Here is an 18,884-nt window from a genome sequence, read left to right on the forward strand (position 1 = left end):
CCAGGAAGAGATCGTCGCCATGTCCCAGTCGCCATCCCTGCATCAACTGCAAGAGCCCAACCCCTTCCTGCGCCGCCACCTGGGGCCCGATGCCCAGGAGCAGCAGGCCATGCTCGATGCCCTCGGCGTCGCCAGCCGCAGCGAGCTGATCGAGCAGACGGTGCCGCCGGGCATCCGCTTCAACCGCCCGCTGGACCTGCCGCCGGCTCTCGATGAGCAGGCCGCGCTGGCCAGGCTGGTGGGCCATGCCGCGCAGAACCAGCTGTGGACAAGCCTGATCGGCATGGGCTATCACGCGACCATCACCCCCACCGTCATTCTGCGCAACGTGCTGGAGAATCCCGGCTGGTACACCGCCTACACGCCCTATCAGCCGGAGATCGCCCAGGGGCGCCTGGAGGCGCTGCTGAACTACCAGCAGATGGTCATCGACCTCACCGGCCTGGCCCTGGCCAATGCCTCGTTGCTCGACGAGGCCACCGCCGCCGCCGAGGCCATGGCCATGGCCAGGCGCGTGGCGCGCAGCAAGAGCAACGCCTTCTTCGCCGACGAGCACTGCCACCCGCAGACCCTGTCGGTGCTCAAGACCCGGGCCGAGGGCTTCGGTTTCGATCTGATCATCGATTCTGTGGATAACCTGGCCAAGCACAAGGTGTTCGGGGCGTTGCTGCAGTACCCGGACACCCATGGCGAGGTGCGCGACCTGCGCCCGCTGATCGACCAGTTGCACGCCCAGCAGGCCCTGGCCTGCGTCGCCGCCGATATCCTCAGCCTGGTGGTGCTCACGCCGCCGGGCGAACTGGGAGCCGACGTGGTGCTCGGCTCGACCCAGCGCTTTGGCGTGCCGATGGGCTACGGTGGGCCGCATGCGGCCTATTTCGCCTGCCGCGACGACTACAAGCGGGCCATGCCCGGGCGCATCATCGGGGTGTCCCGCGATGCCCGCGGCAACACCGCGCTGCGCATGGCCCTGCAGACTCGCGAGCAGCACATTCGCCGGGAGAAGGCCAATTCCAATATCTGCACAGCCCAGGTGCTGCTGGCCAACATCGCCGGCTTCTACGCCGTCTACCACGGCCCCGAGGGCCTGCAGCGCATCGCTCAGCGGGTGCACCGGCTGACCTTCATCCTTGCCGCCGGCCTCGAGGCGAAGGGCATCAAGCGCCTCAATCAGCACTTTTTCGACACTCTGACCCTGGATGTCGGCGGTACCCAGGCGGCGATCATCGAGAGCGCCGAGGCCGCCCGCATCAACCTGCGCATCCTCGGGCGCGGGCACCTGGGCGTGAGCCTGGACGAAACCTGCAACGAAGCCACGGTGCTCAAGCTGCTGGATATCTTCCTCGGCGTCGACCATGGCCTGGACATCGCCACGCTCGACCAGCAGGCGCTGCTCGAAGGCATCCCTGGGGCGCTGATGCGCCGTACGCCAATCCTCGGGCATCCGGTGTTCAACCTGCACCACAGCGAAACCGAGATGCTGCGCTACCTCAAGCAGCTGGAGAACAAGGACCTGGCGCTGAACCAGTCGATGATTCCGCTGGGCTCGTGCACCATGAAGCTCAATGCCAGCAGCGAGATGATCCCCATCACCTGGCCGGAGTTCGCCCTGCCGCATCCCTTCGCCCCGGCCGCCCAGGTGCAAGGCTACAAGGCGATGATCGACGAGCTGGAAAGCTGGTTGTGCGCGATCACCGGCTTTGACGCCATCTGTATGCAGCCCAACTCCGGTGCCCAGGGCGAATATGCCGGGCTCATGGCCATCACCCGTTACCACCGCAGCCGCCACCAGCCCGGGCGCACCTTGTGCCTGATTCCGTCCTCGGCCCATGGCACCAACCCGGCATCGGCGCAGATGGCCGGCATGGAGGTGGTGATCGTGGAGTGCGACGAAGACGGCAACGTCGATCTCGACGACCTCAAGGCCAAGGCCCGGGCCGCCGGCGAGCGGCTGTCATGCCTGATGGTGACCTACCCCTCCACCCACGGCGTGTACGAGGAGGGGATCCGCGAGATCTGCGAGGTGGTGCACCAGCATGGCGGGCAGGTGTACATGGACGGCGCCAACCTCAATGCCCAGGTCGGGCTGGCGCGACCGGCGGACATCGGTGCCGACGTCTCGCACATGAACCTGCACAAGACCTTCTGCATCCCCCATGGCGGTGGTGGCCCGGGCATGGGGCCGATCGGCATTCGCGCCCACCTCAAGCCGTTCGTCGCCAGCCACCCGGTGGTGCCGGTGCCGGGGTTGGAGCCGACCAACAGCGCGGTGAGCGCGGCGCCCTGGGGCAGTGCCAGCATCCTGCCGATCAGCTGGATGTACATCGCCATGATGGGGCCGCAACTGGCCGATGCCAGCGAGGTGGCGATCCTGTCCGCCAACTACCTGGCCAGCCAACTGCGCGATGCCTTCCCGGTGCTCTACCGTGGGCGCAACCAGCGGGTGGCCCATGAGTGCATCTTCGACCTGCGGCCACTCAAGGCGCTGACCGGCATCACCGAGGAAGATGTGGCCAAGCGCCTGATGGACTACGGCTTCCATGCGCCGACCATGTCGTTCCCAGTGCCGGGCACGCTGATGGTCGAGCCCACCGAGAGCGAGTCGAAAGCCGAACTGGACCGTTTCGTCGAGGCGATGCTGGCGATCAGGGCCGAGATTGCCCAAGTTCAGGAGGGCAACTGGCCGGCCGAGGACAATCCGCTCAAGCATGCGCCGCACACCCTGGCCGACGTGCTCGCGCCCTGGGACCGGCCGTACAGCATCGAGCAGGGCATCGCCCCCAGCGCTCACGCGCGTCAGCACAAGTACTGGCCGGCGGTGAACCGGGTCGACAACGTGTATGGAGACAGGAACCTGTTCTGTGCGTGCGTGCCGGTGGAGGCGTATCGCTAGCGTCTGGCGTGGGAGGGGAAACTGTCTTGCATTGGGGCCGCTGTGCGGCCCATCGCCGGCTTGCCTGCGATGGGCTGCAAAGCAGCCCGGGACTTACTCGGCCACGGCGTTCTTGGCCAGGATCGCGTTGGCCAGTTCCATGTCGCTGGCCTGGACGCCCGGGTTGTCCGCGCGTACCTGGCGAATCGCGGCTTCCAGGAACGGACCGCGGATGGCGCCCTCACTGGCGACGAAGCTGCCGGCGTCGTCCTGGGCGGCGACGATCAGTTTGTGGTCCTTGAAGGTCAGGTAGGTCGAGGCAGTGGTGGCACCGGAGGAGATGATGTTGCGCCAGAACGTGTCGGCCATGGCCGAGCCGAGGGGCAGCGAACAGAGGACGGTGGCTGCGATGGCTGTTTTGAAACGCATGATGAATCACCTCGGTCGATGAGGGCTGTCGGAATGCCGGTTTGATCCGTTTTACCGCGGCCAAGTTCCCGACCACACGGGAGATTTCTTACTTATCCACAGACCCGTAGCACCTCCTCGATGGAGGTCAGCCGTTGCTCGGCCAGGCGGCTTCCGCTGCGGCGCAGGTCGTGCAGGCCATCAGCGATCGCCTGCTGGCGCAGCACTTCCAGGTCGGCGCCTGGGGTGATGCGCTGGCGTAGCGCGCTGTCGACCCGTAGCAGCTCGAACAGCCCGGTGCGGCCATGAAAGCCGCTGCCCCGACAGGTCTGGCAGGCGGGGCGATCGGTGTGTTCCATGCCTTGGCAGGCAGGACACAAGGTGCGCACCAGCCGTTGGGCCATGACCCCCAGCAACGTGGCCCTGATCAGGTAGTCGGCCACCTTCAGCTCCTGCAGGCGGGTGATTGCCGCGCAGGCATCGTCGGTGTGCAAGGTGGACAGTACCAGGTGGCCGGTCAGCGCCGCCTGTACCGCCACTTGGGCGGTTTCCTGGTCGCGGATCTCGCCGATCATGATGATGTCCGGATCCTGCCGCAGCAGAGCGCGCACGCCATCGGCGAAGCCCAGGCCCAGGCCGGGTTGCACCTGTAGCTGGTTGATCGCCGGCTCCAGGCGCTCGATGGGGTCCTCGATGCTGCACAGGTTGACCTGGGGCGTGGCCAGGTGGCGCAGGCTGGCGTAGAGGGTGCTGGTCTTGCCCGAGCCAGTGGGGCCGGTTACCAGCAGGATGCCCTGGCGCCGTTGCAGCAGGGTTTTCCACTGGGCCAGCAAGGGCGCCTCCAGGCCGAGGTGCTCGAGGGTTTCATGGCGTAGCTGCGGATCGAACAGACGCAGCACCAGCTTCTCGCCGAATGGCGTGGGCAGCGTGGACAGGCGCAGCTCGATCTGCACGCCATCCGGCAGGCGGCTTTTCAGGCGACCGTCCTGGGGCCGACGCTTCTCCGCCACGTTCATCCGACCCAGGTGCTTCAGGCGGCTGACCATGGCCAGTGCGACGCCCGCCGGGAAGGCGTAGACAGGGTACAGCAGGCCATCGATGCGCAGGCGCAGGTGGCCCAGTTCGCGGCGCGGTTCCAGGTGGATATCACTGGCACGCTGCTCGATGGCGTACTGCAGCACCCAGTCGACAATGCGCACCACATGCTGATCCTCGGCGCCCGCTTGGGCCTGGCTGGCACCCAGCTCCAGCAGCTGCTCCAGTTCGCCGAGCCCGGGCGCCGGGGGCTGCTGGGCATTGCGCAGTGAACGCGCCAGGCCGAAGAAGGTGGGCGTCAGTTGGCGGATCTGCCGGGGGCTGGCCAGCACACGTTGCACGCGCTTGCCAAGGCCGTGGCACAGGTCGGCCTCCCAGTCACGTCGATAGGGTTGGGCGCTGGCCACGGTCACGCTGCTGTCGTCCAGCGCCACGGCGAGGATGCCGTGACGTTCGGCGAAGGCCGCTGACATCAGGCTGGCAACCTGTGCCAGGTCGACCTGCAGCGGGTCGATGTGCAGGAATGGCTGGCCCACCTGATCGGCCAACCAGTGGCAGAGCGCATGCAGGTCCAGGTGCTGGCCAGGGTGTAACGGATCTGCCAGGGCCAGCGCGGCGATCAGCTCCAGGGGATGCTCGTCAGGGTGTTGCCTGGCCCGCTCGAGCGCCTTGAGCGCATCGCAGGCGGCGATCCGCTGTTCGGCGAGCAAGGCGTCGAGCAGCCGGTTCAGGTCCAGGTCTTGGCTAGCGTTGGCAAACATGGCGAGATCCCTGCCAGGTGATCCATGACGCTGGCAAGGCTAGTCAGAGGACGCAATGGTGGGGGTGAATAAAGGGTTTCGGAATCTTGCCAGGGGGCGTTCAGGCCGAGGCGGCCTGCGCCAGGCGTGGCCGGCACTCCAGGCTGACATCGGCCACGCAGACCAGGTTGCGCAGCTTCTGCGCGATGACTTCGGCGCGGTGCCAGCTCAGGCCGCCGATGCCGATTTCCATGTCCAGCAGGTCATCGCACTGGTTGACCTGGACGCTATGTGGTGTGAGGAACTGCAGGGCGAACAGGTTGAGCACCCGGCACAGGCTGTCCGGTTCCGCCTCGGCCTGCAGGCGATAGTGGACGGTGCTGTGGGCGGTGTTGGCGGCCCAGGCATCGATCCTGGGCTGTTCGGCTGAGTGCATGGCGTTTCTCCACGAAAGTGAAGAAATTCTTGCACGTTGGCGGTGGTATTTTTTCGCTATGATTTGAGCGTTTTCTATCTATTGAGAATAGTTTAATTCGCAAAGTTGAATTTTGGAGAATTGATAATGCATGGTGGATTGGATGCCTATGATCGGCGCATCCTCGAGCTGCTGCAGGAGGACGCGTCGCTGTCCAGCGCGCAGATCGCCGAGCGCGTGGGCTTGTCGCAGTCGCCATGCTGGCGGCGCATCCAGCGCTTGAGGGAGGAGGGCGTGATCCGCGCGCAGGTGACCCTGCTGGATCGCAAGAAGGTGGGGCTGAACACGCAGATCTTTGCCGAGGTGAAACTCAATGCGCATGGGCGCTCGAACTTCGCCGAGTTCACCGAGGCGATCCGCGGGTTTCCCGAAGTGCTGGAATGCTACGTGCTGATGGGGGCGGTGGACTTCCTGCTGCGCATCGTTACCTCGGATATCGAGGCTTATGAGCGGTTCTTCTTCGAGAAGCTGTCGAACGTGCCGGGTATCCAGGAAGTGAACTCGATCGTGGCGTTGTCGGAGATCAAGTCGACCACGAGCTTGCCATTGAGACCCTGACGAGTCGATTGCGGGGCAAGTCGCAACGGCGCACCGCCGCTCCCACGAAGTGCAGGAGCGGGCAGCGCGGACTCAGGCCTTGAGCAGGTGTTTCCAGGCGCGGTTCTGCTCAATGGCGCGGGCCTGCTCGATACGGGCTTCGAGCAGTTCTTCCTTGCCTTCTTCCACCAGGGGTTGCTCGGCCAGTTCGTGCAGCTTGTTCAGCTCGCCGTAGAGGCGGTCCTGTTGCGGCAGGTCCAGCACCTGGCGGGCGTGGTGCAGCCAGCTCTGCACGCATTCGATGCGTGGCAGCTGTTCGGCCAGGTCTTCCGGGCGCTGCACGTACAGCGGCAGCTTCAGGGCGCGAGACTCCTCACCCAGCAGGTGCTGCAGCCAGCTGGCCAGCTGCGCCTTGCCCTGGCGCTCGCCACGGCCCTTGCGCTCGGCGGTCCAGGCGCGGGCGCTCAGCCAACGTGCGGTCTCCAGGGAGAACTGGCCCCAGCGCGGGTCTTCCAGTTCTTCGGCGAACTGCTCGGGGGCGGCGCGGCGAATGTCCTCGTCATCGTTGCCGGCCAGCACCAGCGGGCGCCAGTCTTCCAGCAGCGCGTCGAGGCTGGCGCGCAGGGCACGGGTGGTCGGGCGCGGCGCGGCCTGGCCGAGGCTTGCGGTGAGGGCGCGCAGTTCGGCCAGGCAGCGAACCCAGTCCTGCAGCAGGCGCCAGTGGCCATTGTGGCGATACTGCTCGGCCAGGCGCTGGCTGCTGCCCAGCAGTTGCCAGGCGAGGGCGGCGTAGGCGTCGTCCAGCGGCATCTCGGCCTGCAGTTCGGTCACCGGCAGGCCCAACTCGTAGCTGTCCGGATCGAGCAGGCGGTAGCCGCGCTCGGCCTTGCTGATGTCGCAGGGCATCAGTGGCAGGCTGGCGGCCAGCTCGGCGGCCAGCTCCAACAGCGCCTCAGGGGGACCTTCACGCAGTTCCAGCTCCAGCTCGCAGATTTCTTCCTTGCGCTTGCCGGCGATCACGAAACCTTGGTCCAGCGCGGCCTCGATCACCACCTTCGCCTTGCCACGGCCCCAGGCGATCTCGGCGTACTCGCGGGTGAAGTCGGTGGTGAACAGCGGCTTGATGGTCTTCTTGTCCAGCTCGGCCAGTTGCTCGGGCCAGCAGGTGGCGTCGAGCTTCTTCAGGTCGAGCTTGACCTTGTCCAGGTGCCACTCGTGCTCGTTGCGCTCGGACAGGCCGGCGACGCTCTGACCACGGCACTTGAGGGTCTGGATGATGACCTCGCCATCACGGCGAAGGCGCAGGGCGACACGGGCGGCGGACAGGTCGCGCTCGGGGGTGTCGAAGTACTGGTTGAGCAATTCGCGGGTCTGCCAGCCGGACTTGTTGCGCTTCTTCAGCAGGGGGTGCTCGCGCAGGGCGGCAAGGGTCTCGCGGCTGGCGCGGAGTTTGAGTTCGGTTTCTTTGTGCATCGCGGGCTCGGAAGGAGGGGCATCGTTACTGGGCAGTCTACAGTACTTGCTCCACGAGGATGCTGTGGATTGCCAGGTGACGGGTCGCCATTGTTATGATGCCTTTCACGCCGTCGAGGAGTCCGCGCATGCCGTTGCCGTCGCTGAAAGACCAGTTCGCCGCCCTGATCGCCGCGCCCTCGGTCAGTTGCACCCAGCCTGCGCTGGACCAGTCCAACCGCGCGGTCATCGACCTGCTGGCCGGCTGGCTGGGCGACCTGGGCTTCACCTGCGAGATCCAGCAGGTCAGCCCCGGCAAGTTCAACCTCCTGGCCAGCCGCGGCACCGGCCCGGGCGGCCTGGTGCTGGCCGGACACAGCGATACCGTGCCCTACGACCCGCAGCTGTGGCGCAGCGATCCGCTCAAGCTGACCGAGGTCGATGGTCGCTGGGTCGGGCTGGGCAGCTGCGACATGAAAGGCTTCTTCGCCCTGGTCATCGACGCGGTCATCCCGCTGCTTGAGCACGATTTCAAGCAACCGCTGCTGATCCTCGCCACCTGCGACGAGGAAAGCTCGATGTCCGGCGCCCGCGCTCTGGCCGAGGCCGGCCAGCCGCTCGGACGGGCGGCGGTGATCGGCGAGCCCACCGGGCTCAAGCCGATCAGGATGCACAAGGGCATCCTCATGGACCGTATCGACATCCTCGGGCGCAGTGGCCATTCGTCGGATCCGAGCTTGGGCCGCAGCGCCATGGAAGCCATGCACGCGGTGATGGGCGAGCTGATGGGCCTGCGTCGTACCTGGCAGGAGCAGTACCGCAACCCGCAGTTCACGGTGCCGACGCCGACTCTGAACTTCGGCTGCATCCATGGTGGCGACAACCCCAACCGCATCTGTGGCCAGTGCGCCCTGGAGTTCGACCTGCGCCCGCTGCCGGGCATGGATGTCGAGCAGCTGCGCGCGGCGATTCGTGGCAAGATCGCGCCTTTGGCCGAACGCCACGACGTGCGTATCGACTATGCGCCGCTGTTCCCCGAAGTACCGCCATTCGAGCAGGACGCCGACAGTGAACTGGTGCGCCTGGCCGAACGCCTGACCGGTCACCGCGCCGAAGCGGTGGCCTTTGGCACCGAAGCGCCTTATCTTCAGCAGCTCGGTTGCCAGACCATCGTGCTCGGCCCGGGTGACATCGCCTGCGCGCACCAGCCCGGCGAATGCCTGGAAATGTCACGAATCGAGCCTACTGTGCGTCTACTCCGTGACCTGATCCGGCACTATTGCCTGAGCCATTGATCTTTCCCTGACCAGAGGAGACCGCGCGTGACCGCAAGCCTGTTCCGACGATGACTTTCGAACGTTGTGCGCCTTTTCGTTCTCCGTTCACTTATCCACAGGCCCTGTCATGCCCGATTACGTCAACTGGCTGCGTCATGCGTCTCCCTACATCAACGCCCACCGCGACTGCACCTTCGTGGTCATGCTTCCCGGTGATGGCGTCGAACACCCGAATTTCGGCAACATTGTCCACGACCTGGTGCTGCTGCACAGCCTTGGTGTGCGGCTGGTGCTGGTCCACGGCTCGCGCCCGCAAATCGAAAGCCGCCTGGCCGCCCGCGGCTTGACCCCGCACTATCATCACGGCATGCGCATCACCGATGCGGCAACGCTCGACTGCGTGATCGATGCGGTGGGCGCCTTGCGCCTGGCCATCGAGGCGCGCCTGTCGATGGATATGGCGGCCTCTCCGATGCAGGGCTCGCGCCTGCGGGTGGCCTCCGGCAACCTGGTCACGGCGCGGCCGATCGGCGTGCTCGAAGGGGTCGACTACCACCACACCGGCGAAGTGCGCCGGGTTGACCGCAAAGGCATCAACCGCCTGCTCGATGAGCGCTCCATCGTGCTGCTGTCGCCGCTGGGCTATTCGCCGACCGGCGAGATCTTCAACCTCGCCTGCGAGGACGTGGCCACCCGTGCCGCAATCGAACTGGGCGCGGACAAGCTGCTGCTGTTCGGCGCTGAACCTGGCCTGCTGGATGCGCATGGCCAACTGGTGCGTGAGCTGCGGCCACAGCAGATCGCGCCGCACCTGCAACGCCTGGGCAGCGACTACCAGGCCGAGTTGCTGGATGCCGCCGCCGAGGCCTGCAAGGGGGGCGTGGCGCGCAGCCATATCGTCAGCTATGCCGAGGACGGTGCGTTGCTGACCGAGCTGTTCACCCGTGGCGGTGGCGGGACGCTGGTGTCTCAGGAGCAGTTCGAAGTGGTGCGCGAGGCGACCATCGAGGATGTCGGCGGCCTGCTGGAGCTGATCAGCCCGCTGGAAGAGCAGGGCATCCTGGTGCGTCGCTCGCGCGAGGTGCTGGAGCGGGAGATCGAGCAGTTCAGCGTGGTCGAGCGCGAGGGCATGATCATCGCCTGCGCGGCGTTGTACCCGATTGCCGATTCCGAAGCCGGGGAGCTGGCGTGCCTGGCGGTGAACCCGGAGTACCGGCATGGCGGGCGTGGCGACGAACTGCTCGAGCGCATTGAGGAGCGGGCGCGGGCGCTGGGGCTGAACACCCTGTTCGTGCTGACGACCCGCACCGCGCACTGGTTCCGTGAGCGTGGCTTTGCACCCAGTGGCGTGGAACGGCTGCCGGCGGCGCGGGCTTCGCTGTACAACTACCAGCGCAATTCGAAGATCTTCGAGAAGCCGCTCTGATGCCATCGCGGGTCAAGCCCGCTCCCACGGTGTACACGGGCTGGCACACGTGGGAGCGGGCTTGACCCGCGATGCGATGGCAAAGAAAAACGCCGCCCTTGTGGGCGGCGTTATCGTTTACACGGTATGCAGGTACCAGTTGTACTCGAGGTCGGAGATCGAATGCTCGAACTCCTCCAGCTCGCTCTCCTTGCACGCGACGAAGATGTCGATGTACTTCGGATCGATGTACTTGTTGAGGATCTCGCTGTCGTCCAGCTCGCGCAGGGCATCGCGCAGGTTGTTCGGCAGGCTCTGCTCCAGCTGCTCGTACGAGTTGCCTTCAATCGGCTCGCCCGGTTCGATCTTGTTGGTCAGACCGTGGTGCACGCCGGCCAACACGGCCGCCATCATCAGGTACGGGTTGGCGTCGGCGCCGGCCACCCGGTGCTCGATGCGTACGGCGTCCGGCGAGCCGGTCGGCACGCGCAGGGCCACGGTGCGGTTGTCCAGGCCCCAGCTCGGTGCGTTCGGCACGTAGAACTGCGCGCCGAAACGGCGGTACGAGTTGACGTTCGGGCAGAGGAACGCCATCGAGGCAGGCAGGGTCTCGAGCACACCGCCGACAGCGTGACGTAGCGCGGCGTTCTGCTCGGGATCCTCGCTGGTGAAGATGTTGTTGCCATCCTTGTCCAGCACGGAGATGTGTACATGCAGGCCGTTGCCTGCCTGGCCCGGGTAGGGCTTGGCCATGAATGTGGTGTCCATTTCATGGTCGTAGGCGATGTTCTTGATCAGGCGCTTGAGCAGCACCGCGTAGTCACAGGCCTTGAGCGGGTCGGGGACGTGGTGCAGGTTGACTTCGAACTGCGCCGGGGCGCTTTCCTTGACGATGGCGTCGGCCGGGATGCCTTGCTCCTTCGCGCCTTCGAGGATGTCCTGCAGGCAGTCGGCGTATTCGTCGAGGTCGTCGATCAGGTAGACCTGGGTCGACTGCGGGCGCTTGCCCGAGATCGGCGAGCGCGGCGGCTGCGGACGGCCGTTCACGTTCTCCTGGTCGATCAGGTAGAACTCCAGCTCGAACGCGGCGCAGATGGTCAGGCCCATCTCGGTGAACTTGCTCACCACCTGGCGCAGTACTTCGCGCGGGTCGGCGAAGAAGGGCTCGCCTTCGAGCTCGTGCATGGTCATCAGCAGTTGCGCGGTCGGGCGCTTCTGCCAGGGTTCGTTGGAGAGGGTGCCGGGGATGGGGTAGCAGATACGGTCGGCGTCGCCGATGTCCAGGCCAAGGCCTGTGCTTTCGACGGTTGAACCGTTGATATCCAGGGCGAAGAGGGAGGCAGGCAGGTTGATGCCTTTCTCGTAAACCTTGTGGAGGCTGGTGCGCTCGATGCGCTTGCCACGCACCACACCATTCATATCTGCAATCAGAAGGTCAACGTAGAGAACCTCAGGATGTTCCTTAAGGAACGCGTTCGCTTCGTTAAGCTGAACGGCACGCGGGGGTACCGACATGATGCAACACCTTTGTTGTTAAAAATATCAATCAAGGGGGGCTTGCAACCTCAGTCAATCGGAAAGACCAGGTGAAGTCAAGCCAACCCCATGATGCCCTTAAATGGCACATCTACGGCAGATTTGCTGCATATCGGGGCGTGCCATTATCCGCTATTTTTGCCCTGAAGGGTTATCCCGAGCGGGGCGTGTTTTATTTTTTACGGAGAGGTTGTGTAAAAAAATGAACGAGGATAAGCTCGGTCACAACCCAGAACACAATAATACGAGGGTCACATGGTCCGCTTGCCGAGACCTGTCAGCGCCGCATGCACGGTGCGTTCAGGTACATCTCCCGGTTGCCGTCCGGTCATCGCACGCCTGTATCAAAGGGGCGCCGCGCTGGCCGCAATAATTGACGGTTCGCGAAAAAAAACCATACCTCGTAACGCTTTACCGCAACACCTCCTTTCCTTCTGCCCTTCGCTTTCTGTCCGGACGCGCCGTCATGGCGTGCCTCCACTGTCGTCCTGCGCGAGGGTTTTTGCTTTAGCCATGCACAGCATCCAGAATCAAGGCGCGGGCCTTTCCAGGCCCCTCGGCGCCCTGCGCGCCGACTTTGCCCGACGCCTGGCGTCAGTGGCCGCCGGTTGCCTTCAATCGCGCCACATTACCTCCTGAGGTATTTATGAGTCACAACCTCGACCAGCTCACCGATTGGTTGAAAGAGCACAAGATCACCGAAGTGGAATGCCTGATCAGCGACCTGACCGGCATCACCCGCGGCAAGATCTCGCCCACCAACAAGTTCATCGCCGAGAAAGGCATGCGCCTGCCTGAAAGCGTGCTGCTGCAGACCGTGACCGGCGACTACGTCGACGACGACATCTATTACGAACTGCTCGACCCGGCCGACATCGACATGATCTGCCGCCCCGACGAGAACGCGGTGTTTCTCGTACCGTGGGCCATCGAGCCGACCGCCCAGGTGATCCACGACACCTACGACAAGAAGGGCAACCCGGTCGAACTGTCGCCGCGCAACGTATTGAAGAAGGTCCTGAAACTCTACGCCGACAAGGGCTGGCAGCCGATCGTCGCGCCCGAGATGGAGTTCTACCTCACCAAGCGTAGCGAAGACCCGGACTTTCCGCTGCAGCCGCCGGTGGGTCGTTCCGGCCGTCCGGAAACCGGGCGGCAGTCGTTCTCCATCGAGGCGGCCAACGAATTCGACCCACTGTTCGAGGACGTCTATGACTGGTGCGAACTGCAGCAGCTGGACCTCGACACGCTGATCCACGAGGACGGCACCGCGCAGATGGAAATCAACTTCCGTCACGGCGATGCCCTGCACCTGGCCGACCAGATCCTGGTGTTCAAGCGCACCATGCGCGAGGCCGCGCTCAAGCACAACGTGGCCGCCACCTTCATGGCCAAGCCCATGACCGGCGAGCCGGGCAGCGCGATGCACCTGCACCAGAGCGTGGTCGACGTGGCCACCGGCAAGAACATCTTCTCCAACGCCGACGGCAGCATGAGCGAGCTGTTCCTGCACCATATCGGCGGCTTGCAGAAGTTCATCCCCGAGGCGCTGCCGCTGTTCGCCCCCAACGTCAACTCGTTCCGCCGCTTCCTGCCGGACACCTCGGCACCGGTGAACGTCGAGTGGGGCGAAGAGAACCGTACCGTTGGCCTGCGCGTACCCGATGCCGGCCCGCAGAATCGCCGGGTCGAGAATCGCCTGCCGGGCGCCGACGCCAACCCCTACCTGGCCATCGCCGCGAGCCTGCTGTGCGGCTACATCGGCATGGTCGAAGGCATCGAGGCCAGCGCGCCGGTGCAGGGCCGTGGTTACGAGCGGCGCAACCTGCGCCTGCCGCTGACCATCGAGGACGCCCTCGAGCGCATGGAGAACAGCCGCGCGCTGGTGCAGTACCTGGGCAAGAAATTCATCACCGGCTACGTCGCCACCAAGCGCGCCGAGCATGAGAACTTCAAGCGCGTCATCAGCTCCTGGGAGCGTGAGTTCCTGCTGTTTGCTGTGTGATCAACCCTGAGGCCGCCTGCGGGCGGCCACCGGAAAATGGAGAGGCACATGAGCGTCAACAACCCGCAAACCCGTGAATGGCAAACCCTGAGCGGCGAGCACCACCTTGCACCTTTCAGTGACTACAAGCAGCTGAAGGAGAAGGGGCCGCGCATCATCACCAAGGCGCAGGGCGTGCATTTGTGGGACAGCGAGGGGCACAAGATCCTCGACGGCATGGCCGGCCTGTGGTGCGTGGCGGTCGGCTATGGTCGTGAAGAGCTGGTGCAGGCGGCAGAAAAGCAGATGCGCGAGCTGCCGTACTACAACCTGTTCTTCCAGACCGCTCACCCGCCGGCGCTGGAGTTGGCCAAGGCGATTACCGACGTGGCGCCCAAGGGCATGACCCATGTGTTCTTCACCGGCTCCGGCTCCGAGGGCAACGACACCGTGCTGCGCATGGTCCGTCACTACTGGGCGCTGAAGGGCAAGCCGCACAAGCAGACCATCATCGGTCGCATCAACGGCTACCACGGCTCCACCTTTGCGGGTGCGTGCCTGGGCGGCATGAGCGGCATGCACGAGCAGGGTGGCCTGCCGATTCCGGGCATCGTGCATATCCCGCAGCCGTACTGGTTCGGCGAGGGTGGCGACATGACGCCGGATGAGTTCGGCGTGTGGGCGGCCGAACAGCTGGAGAAGAAGATTCTCGAAGTCGGCGAGGACAATGTCGCCGCCTTCATCGCCGAGCCGATCCAGGGCGCCGGTGGGGTGATCATTCCGCCTGAGACCTACTGGCCGAAGATCAAGGAGATCCTCGCCAAGTACGACATCCTGTTCGTTGCCGACGAAGTGATCTGCGGTTTTGGTCGCACCGGCGAGTGGTTCGGCTCCGACTACTACGACCTTGCGCCTGACCTGATGACCATCGCCAAGGGCCTGACCTCCGGTTACATCCCCATGGGCGGTGTGATCGTGCGTGACAAAGTGGCCAAGGTGATCAGCGAAGGTGGCGATTTCAACCACGGCTTCACCTACTCCGGCCACCCGGTGGCGGCGGCGGTGGGTCTGGAAAACCTGCGCATCCTGCGTGACGAGAAGATTGTCGAGCGTGCCCGCAACGAAACGGCACCGTATTTGCAAAAACGACTGCGTGAGCTGCAGGACCATCCGCTGGTGGGCGAGGTACGCGGCCTGGGCCTGCTCGGCGCGATCGAGCTGGTCAAGGACAAGGCCACCCGCAGCCGTTACGAGGGCAAGGGCGTTGGCATGATCTGCCGCACCCACTGCTTCGAGAACGGCCTGGTGATGCGCGCGGTGGGCGACACCATGATCATCGCGCCGCCGCTGGTGATCAGTCGCGAAGAGATCGACGAACTGGTGGAAAAGGCGCGCAAGTGCCTGGACCTGACCTACGAAGCGGTCAAATGACAGTCTGCTAGGCTGGCGAGGTGACATTAAGTCGTTACAAGGCCCTGCTTCTGTTGAAACAGCGCCTTGTAACTTGCCAGACTAACGGCTGTTTAGTCGCCCAGCGCGCGTCCCGTGGTACCTGGCTGCTGAACAGATGGCTTGATAATAAATTCTGGAGCATTACGCATGAAGAAATTGGGCAAGACGCTGCTGGCCGCGGCCCTGATGGGTGCCATGGCGACCGCTGTTCAGGCTGACGACAAGGTGCTGCACGTCTACAACTGGTCGGACTACATCGCCCCGGACACCGTGGCCAACTTCGAGAAGCAGACCGGCATCAAGGTGGTCTACGACGTCTTCGACAGCAACGAGACCCTCGAAGCCAAGCTGCTGGCGGGCAAGTCGGGCTACGACATCGTCGTGCCATCGAACAACTTCCTGGCCAAGCAAATCAAGGCCGGCGTCTATCAAGAGCTGGACCGCTCCAAGTTGCCCAACTGGAAGAACCTCGACCCGGCACTGCTCAAGGCCGTGGGCGATGCCAGCGACCCAGGCAACAAGTTCGCCTTCCCTTACATGTGGGGTTCGATCGGCATCGGCTACAACCCGGAGAAGGTCAAGGCCGCGCTGGGCGTGGACAAGATCGACTCGTGGGACGCCGTGTTCAAGCCTGAGAACATCGCCAAGCTCAAGAGCTGCGGCGTGAGCTTCCTCGATGCCCCGACCGAGATGATCCCGGCCGCGCTGCACTACCTGGGCCTGCCCAGCGACAGCACCAAGAAGGAAGACCTGAAGGCCGCGGAAGACCTGTTCCTGAAGATCCGTCCTTCGATCACCTACTTCCACTCTTCCAAGTACATCTCGGACCTGGCCAACGGCAACATCTGCGTGGCCGTGGGTTACTCGGGTGACCTGGAGCAGTCCAAGGCCCGTGCCCACGAGGCCGGCGACAAGGTCAAGCTGAGCTACACCATTCCGAAGGAAGGTGCCGGCACCTTCTATGACATGGTCGCCATTCCGAAAGACGCCGAGAACGTCGAGGCCGCCTACAAGTTCATGGACTTCCTGCTGCAACCGGAAGTGATGGCCGGCATCACCAATGCCGTGCGCTTCCCGAACGGCAACAAGGCAGCCACCCCGCTGGTGGACAAAGAGATCACCAGCGATCCGGCGATCTACCCGTCCGATGAAGTGAAGGCCAAGCTGTACGCCATCAAGGCGCCGGAAAAGACCGCCCAGCGCGAGATCACCCGCAGCTGGACCAAGATCAAGTCGGGCAAGTAAGCCCGATGCAAGGCCCTCTGGGCCGGGGTTTCCCGGCCTGGAGGCAGGTTAAGGCAAATAAGTTTGCGGCATCCACGCCGTGAAGGTAAGTTGCGCGCCGGTTTTGCGTGTGCGGCCGAGGTTTACTGCCCGCAAAGGCACTGATTGTGAGGACCACCCACTTGTCTATTTCTGTTTTTCGCAAGGCCTTGATGGCCGGAGCGGGTCTGACGCTGGCTTGCAGCGTCCAAGCGGCGCCCACGGTGCACATCTACAACTGGTCCGACTACGTTGGCCCCAATACCCTCGCCGCTTTCCAGAAGGAAACCGGCATCACCCCGAAATACGACGTCTTCGACAGCAACGAGACGCTGGAAGGCAAACTGCTGGCCGGGCGCACCGGCTATGACGTGGTCGTGCCGTCCAACCATTTCCTCGGCAAGCAGATCAAGGCGGGCGCTTTCCAGAAGCTCGACCGTGACCTGCTGCCCAACTACGTGAACCTCGACCCGGCGCTGATGAAGCGTCTGGAGAAGAACGACCCGGGCAACCAGTACGCCGTCCCTTACCTGTGGGGCACCAATGGCATCGGCTACAACGTCGAGAAGGTCAAGGCGGTACTGGGCACCGACAAGATCGACTCCTGGGCGGTGCTGTTCGAACCCGAGAACATGAAGAAGCTCAGCCAGTGCGGCGTGGCCTTCCTCGACTCGGCCGACGAGATGCTCCCGGCGGTGCTCAACTACATGGGCCTGGACCCGAACAGCAGCAACCCCAAGGACTACCAGAAGGCGGAAGAGAAACTGCTGGCCGTGCGCCCGTACGTGACCTACTTCCACTCATCGAAGTACATCACCGATCTCGCCAACGGCGACATCTGCGTGGCCGCCGGCTTCTCCGGCGACATTTTCCAGGCCAAGGCCCGCGCTGAAGAAGCGAAGAAGGGCGTGAAACTGGCCTACGCCATTCCCAAGGAAGGCGGCAACCTCTGGTTCGATGTGCTGGCGATTCCCAAGGACGCCAGCAACGTCAAGGAGGCCCACGCCTTCATCAACTATTTGCTGAAACCTGAGGTGATCGCCCAGGTCAGTGATTACGTCGGTTACGCCAACCCGAACCCCAAGGCTGGCGACCTGATGGACCAGGCCGTGAGGACTGACGCCGCGGTTTACCCACCGCAGGAAGTGCTGGACAAGATGTTCGTCAACGCTGAGTTGCCACCCAAGGTGCAACGTTTGATGACCCGCAGCTGGACCAAGGTCAAGTCGGGCAAGTAACAATCCAGGCCCGCCAGCGCAGCGGCGGGCACATAAATCTTGTTGGGAGTTTCACTCATGGCAGTTGCCTCCGGTGCCTATAAGAAAGCCCTCGAGGGTGGCCAGCAACCCAAGCAGGTGCTGGTCAAGATCGACCGGGTCACAAAAAAATTCGACGAAACGGTAGCCGTGGACGATGTGTCCCTGGAAATCCGCAAGGGTGAGATCTTCGCCCTGCTGGGCGGCTCCGGGTCCGGCAAATCGACCTTGCTGCGCATGCTGGCCGGCTTCGAGCGTCCGACCGAAGGGCGGATCTTCCTCGATGGCGTCGACATCACCGACATGCCGCCCTACGAGCGGCCGATCAACATGATGTTCCAGTCCTACGCGCTGTTCCCGCACATGACCGTGGCGCAGAACATCGCCTTCGGCCTGCAGCAGGACAAGATGCCCAAGGCCGAGATCGATGCCCGCGTGGCCGAGATGCTCAAGCTGGTGCACATGACCCAGTACGCCAAGCGCAAGCCGCACCAGCTGTCCGGTGGCCAGCGTCAGCGCGTGGCCCTGGCCCGCTCGCTGGCCAAGCGCCCGAAACTGTTGCTGCTCGACGAGCCGATGGGCGCGCTGGACAAGAAACTGCGTTCGCAGATGCAGCTGGAACTGGTGGAGATCATCGAGCGCGTGGGCGTGACCTGCGTGATGGTGACCCACGACCAGGAAGAGGCCATGACCATGGCCCAGCGCATCGCCATCATGCACCTGGGCTGGATCGCCCAGATCGGCAGCCCGATCGACGTCTATGAAACCCCGACCAGCCGCCTGGTTTGCGAGTTCATCGGCAACGTCAATCTGTTCGAGGGCGAGGTGGTAGACGACGCCGAAGGCCACGCGATCATTGCCAGCCCGGAACTGGAGCGCAAGATCTACGTCGGCCACGGCGTCACCACCTCGGTCGAGGACAAGCACATCACCTACGCCCTGCGTCCGGAGAAGCTGCTGGTCACCACCGAGCAGCCGACCTGCGAGCATAACTGGTCGCGCGGCAAGGTCCACGACATCGCGTACCTCGGCGGCCACTCGGTGTTCTACGTCGAGCTGCCCGGCGGCAAGATCGTCCAGTCGTTCGTCGCCAACGCCGAGCGCCAGGGCACCCGCCCGACCTGGGATGACGAAGTCTACGTGTGGTGGGAAGACGACAGCGGCGTGGTACTGCGCTCATGAAACCACGAAA

The 18,884-nt window shown here is 64.1% G+C and carries 14 protein-coding genes; 9 read left to right on the forward strand and 5 right to left on the reverse strand.

The window, feature by feature from the left end; all coding sequences use genetic code 11:
* The first annotated feature begins 19 nt into the window (after positions 1-19).
* Positions 20-2,893, forward strand: coding sequence for an aminomethyl-transferring glycine dehydrogenase (gene gcvP, locus K5H97_RS01375; protein WP_028688551.1), 2,874 nt, complete (start codon positions 20-22; stop codon positions 2,891-2,893).
* A gap of 93 nt (positions 2,894-2,986) precedes the next feature.
* Here the strand turns inward: gcvP and K5H97_RS01380 are convergent, their stop codons facing one another.
* From K5H97_RS01380 to K5H97_RS01390, 3 genes are all read right to left on the reverse strand, one after another.
* Positions 2,987-3,301, reverse strand: coding sequence for a DUF2388 domain-containing protein (locus K5H97_RS01380; RefSeq protein WP_028688550.1), 315 nt, complete (start codon positions 3,299-3,301; stop codon positions 2,987-2,989).
* Between the two features lie 92 nt (positions 3,302-3,393).
* Positions 3,394-5,076, reverse strand: coding sequence for a GspE/PulE family protein (locus K5H97_RS01385; RefSeq protein ID WP_028688549.1), 1,683 nt, complete (start codon positions 5,074-5,076; stop codon positions 3,394-3,396).
* A gap of 100 nt (positions 5,077-5,176) precedes the next feature.
* Positions 5,177-5,491, reverse strand: coding sequence for a hypothetical protein (locus K5H97_RS01390; RefSeq protein ID WP_028688548.1), 315 nt, complete (start codon positions 5,489-5,491; stop codon positions 5,177-5,179).
* A gap of 126 nt (positions 5,492-5,617) precedes the next feature.
* Between K5H97_RS01390 and K5H97_RS01395 the strand changes: the two genes are divergently transcribed.
* Positions 5,618-6,088: an Lrp/AsnC family transcriptional regulator gene (locus K5H97_RS01395; RefSeq protein WP_028688547.1), complete on the forward strand. Its 471-nt coding sequence runs from the start codon at positions 5,618-5,620 to the stop codon at positions 6,086-6,088.
* A 72-nt stretch (positions 6,089-6,160) separates the two neighbouring features.
* On the opposite strand, the gene K5H97_RS01400 is transcribed toward K5H97_RS01395, so the two are convergent.
* Complete coding sequence (locus tag K5H97_RS01400; RefSeq protein ID WP_028688546.1) at positions 6,161-7,540, reverse strand: CYTH domain-containing protein; 1,380 nt, start codon at positions 7,538-7,540, stop codon at positions 6,161-6,163.
* 128 nt (positions 7,541-7,668) lie between these two features.
* Between K5H97_RS01400 and argE the strand changes: the two genes are divergently transcribed.
* Both argE and argA read left to right on the forward strand, forming a co-directional pair.
* A complete protein-coding gene (gene argE, locus K5H97_RS01405) occupies positions 7,669-8,814 on the forward strand; it encodes an acetylornithine deacetylase (protein WP_028688545.1) in 1,146 nt (381 codons plus the stop codon).
* 109 nt (positions 8,815-8,923) lie between these two features.
* The gene (argA, locus tag K5H97_RS01410; RefSeq protein ID WP_028688544.1) at positions 8,924-10,222 is read left to right on the forward strand and encodes an amino-acid N-acetyltransferase; all 1,299 of its coding nucleotides are present in this window, start codon (positions 8,924-8,926) and stop codon (positions 10,220-10,222) included.
* Positions 10,223-10,339: 117 nt separating this feature from the next.
* On the opposite strand, the gene K5H97_RS01415 is transcribed toward argA, so the two are convergent.
* On the reverse strand, positions 10,340-11,716 hold the full coding sequence (locus K5H97_RS01415) for a glutamine synthetase family protein (RefSeq protein WP_028688543.1): 1,377 nt from the start codon (positions 11,714-11,716) through the stop codon (positions 10,340-10,342).
* 667 nt (positions 11,717-12,383) lie between these two features.
* Here K5H97_RS01415 and K5H97_RS01420 point away from each other — a divergent pair.
* The 5 genes from K5H97_RS01420 to potA all read left to right on the forward strand — a co-directional run bounded on the left by K5H97_RS01420 (position 12,384) and on the right by potA (position 18,874).
* A complete protein-coding gene (locus tag K5H97_RS01420) occupies positions 12,384-13,742 on the forward strand; it encodes a glutamine synthetase family protein (RefSeq protein ID WP_028688542.1) in 1,359 nt (452 codons plus the stop codon).
* 48 nt (positions 13,743-13,790) lie between these two features.
* Positions 13,791-15,152, forward strand: coding sequence for an aspartate aminotransferase family protein (locus K5H97_RS01425; protein WP_028688541.1), 1,362 nt, complete (start codon positions 13,791-13,793; stop codon positions 15,150-15,152).
* Positions 15,153-15,320: 168 nt separating this feature from the next.
* Positions 15,321-16,418: a polyamine ABC transporter substrate-binding protein gene (locus K5H97_RS01430; RefSeq protein ID WP_011536274.1), complete on the forward strand. Its 1,098-nt coding sequence runs from the start codon at positions 15,321-15,323 to the stop codon at positions 16,416-16,418.
* Positions 16,419-16,579: 161 nt separating this feature from the next.
* Positions 16,580-17,674 (forward strand): polyamine ABC transporter substrate-binding protein, encoded by a 1,095-nt coding sequence (locus tag K5H97_RS01435; RefSeq protein WP_028688540.1) that lies wholly within the window; start codon positions 16,580-16,582, stop codon positions 17,672-17,674.
* Between the two features lie 57 nt (positions 17,675-17,731).
* On the forward strand, positions 17,732-18,874 hold the full coding sequence (potA, locus tag K5H97_RS01440; protein ID WP_028688539.1) for a polyamine ABC transporter ATP-binding protein: 1,143 nt from the start codon (positions 17,732-17,734) through the stop codon (positions 18,872-18,874).
* Positions 18,875-18,884 lie beyond the last annotated feature (10 nt).

It is taken from the genome of Pseudomonas mosselii, assembly GCF_019823065.1.
Taxonomy (GTDB): Bacteria; Pseudomonadota; Gammaproteobacteria; order Pseudomonadales; family Pseudomonadaceae; genus Aquipseudomonas; species Aquipseudomonas mosselii.

Bases quoted from the DNA above. Each gene is read 5' to 3' on its own strand.
- gcvP (WP_028688551.1), top strand. From the start codon at position 20: ATGTCCCAGTCGCCATCCCTGCATCAACTGCAAGAGCCCAACCCCTTC.
- K5H97_RS01380 (WP_028688550.1), bottom strand. From the start codon at position 3,301: ATGCGTTTCAAAACAGCCATCGCAGCCACCGTCCTCTGTTCGCTGCCC.
- K5H97_RS01385 (WP_028688549.1), bottom strand. From the start codon at position 5,076: ATGTTTGCCAACGCTAGCCAAGACCTGGACCTGAACCGGCTGCTCGAC.
- K5H97_RS01390 (WP_028688548.1), bottom strand. From the start codon at position 5,491: ATGCACTCAGCCGAACAGCCCAGGATCGATGCCTGGGCCGCCAACACC.
- K5H97_RS01395 (WP_028688547.1), top strand. From the start codon at position 5,618: ATGCATGGTGGATTGGATGCCTATGATCGGCGCATCCTCGAGCTGCTG.
- K5H97_RS01400 (WP_028688546.1), bottom strand. From the start codon at position 7,540: ATGCACAAAGAAACCGAACTCAAACTCCGCGCCAGCCGCGAGACCCTT.
- argE (WP_028688545.1), top strand. From the start codon at position 7,669: ATGCCGTTGCCGTCGCTGAAAGACCAGTTCGCCGCCCTGATCGCCGCG.
- argA (WP_028688544.1), top strand. From the start codon at position 8,924: ATGCCCGATTACGTCAACTGGCTGCGTCATGCGTCTCCCTACATCAAC.
- K5H97_RS01415 (WP_028688543.1), bottom strand. From the start codon at position 11,716: ATGTCGGTACCCCCGCGTGCCGTTCAGCTTAACGAAGCGAACGCGTTC.
- K5H97_RS01420 (WP_028688542.1), top strand. From the start codon at position 12,384: ATGAGTCACAACCTCGACCAGCTCACCGATTGGTTGAAAGAGCACAAG.
- K5H97_RS01425 (WP_028688541.1), top strand. From the start codon at position 13,791: ATGAGCGTCAACAACCCGCAAACCCGTGAATGGCAAACCCTGAGCGGC.
- K5H97_RS01430 (WP_011536274.1), top strand. From the start codon at position 15,321: ATGAAGAAATTGGGCAAGACGCTGCTGGCCGCGGCCCTGATGGGTGCC.
- potA (WP_028688539.1), top strand. From the start codon at position 17,732: ATGGCAGTTGCCTCCGGTGCCTATAAGAAAGCCCTCGAGGGTGGCCAG.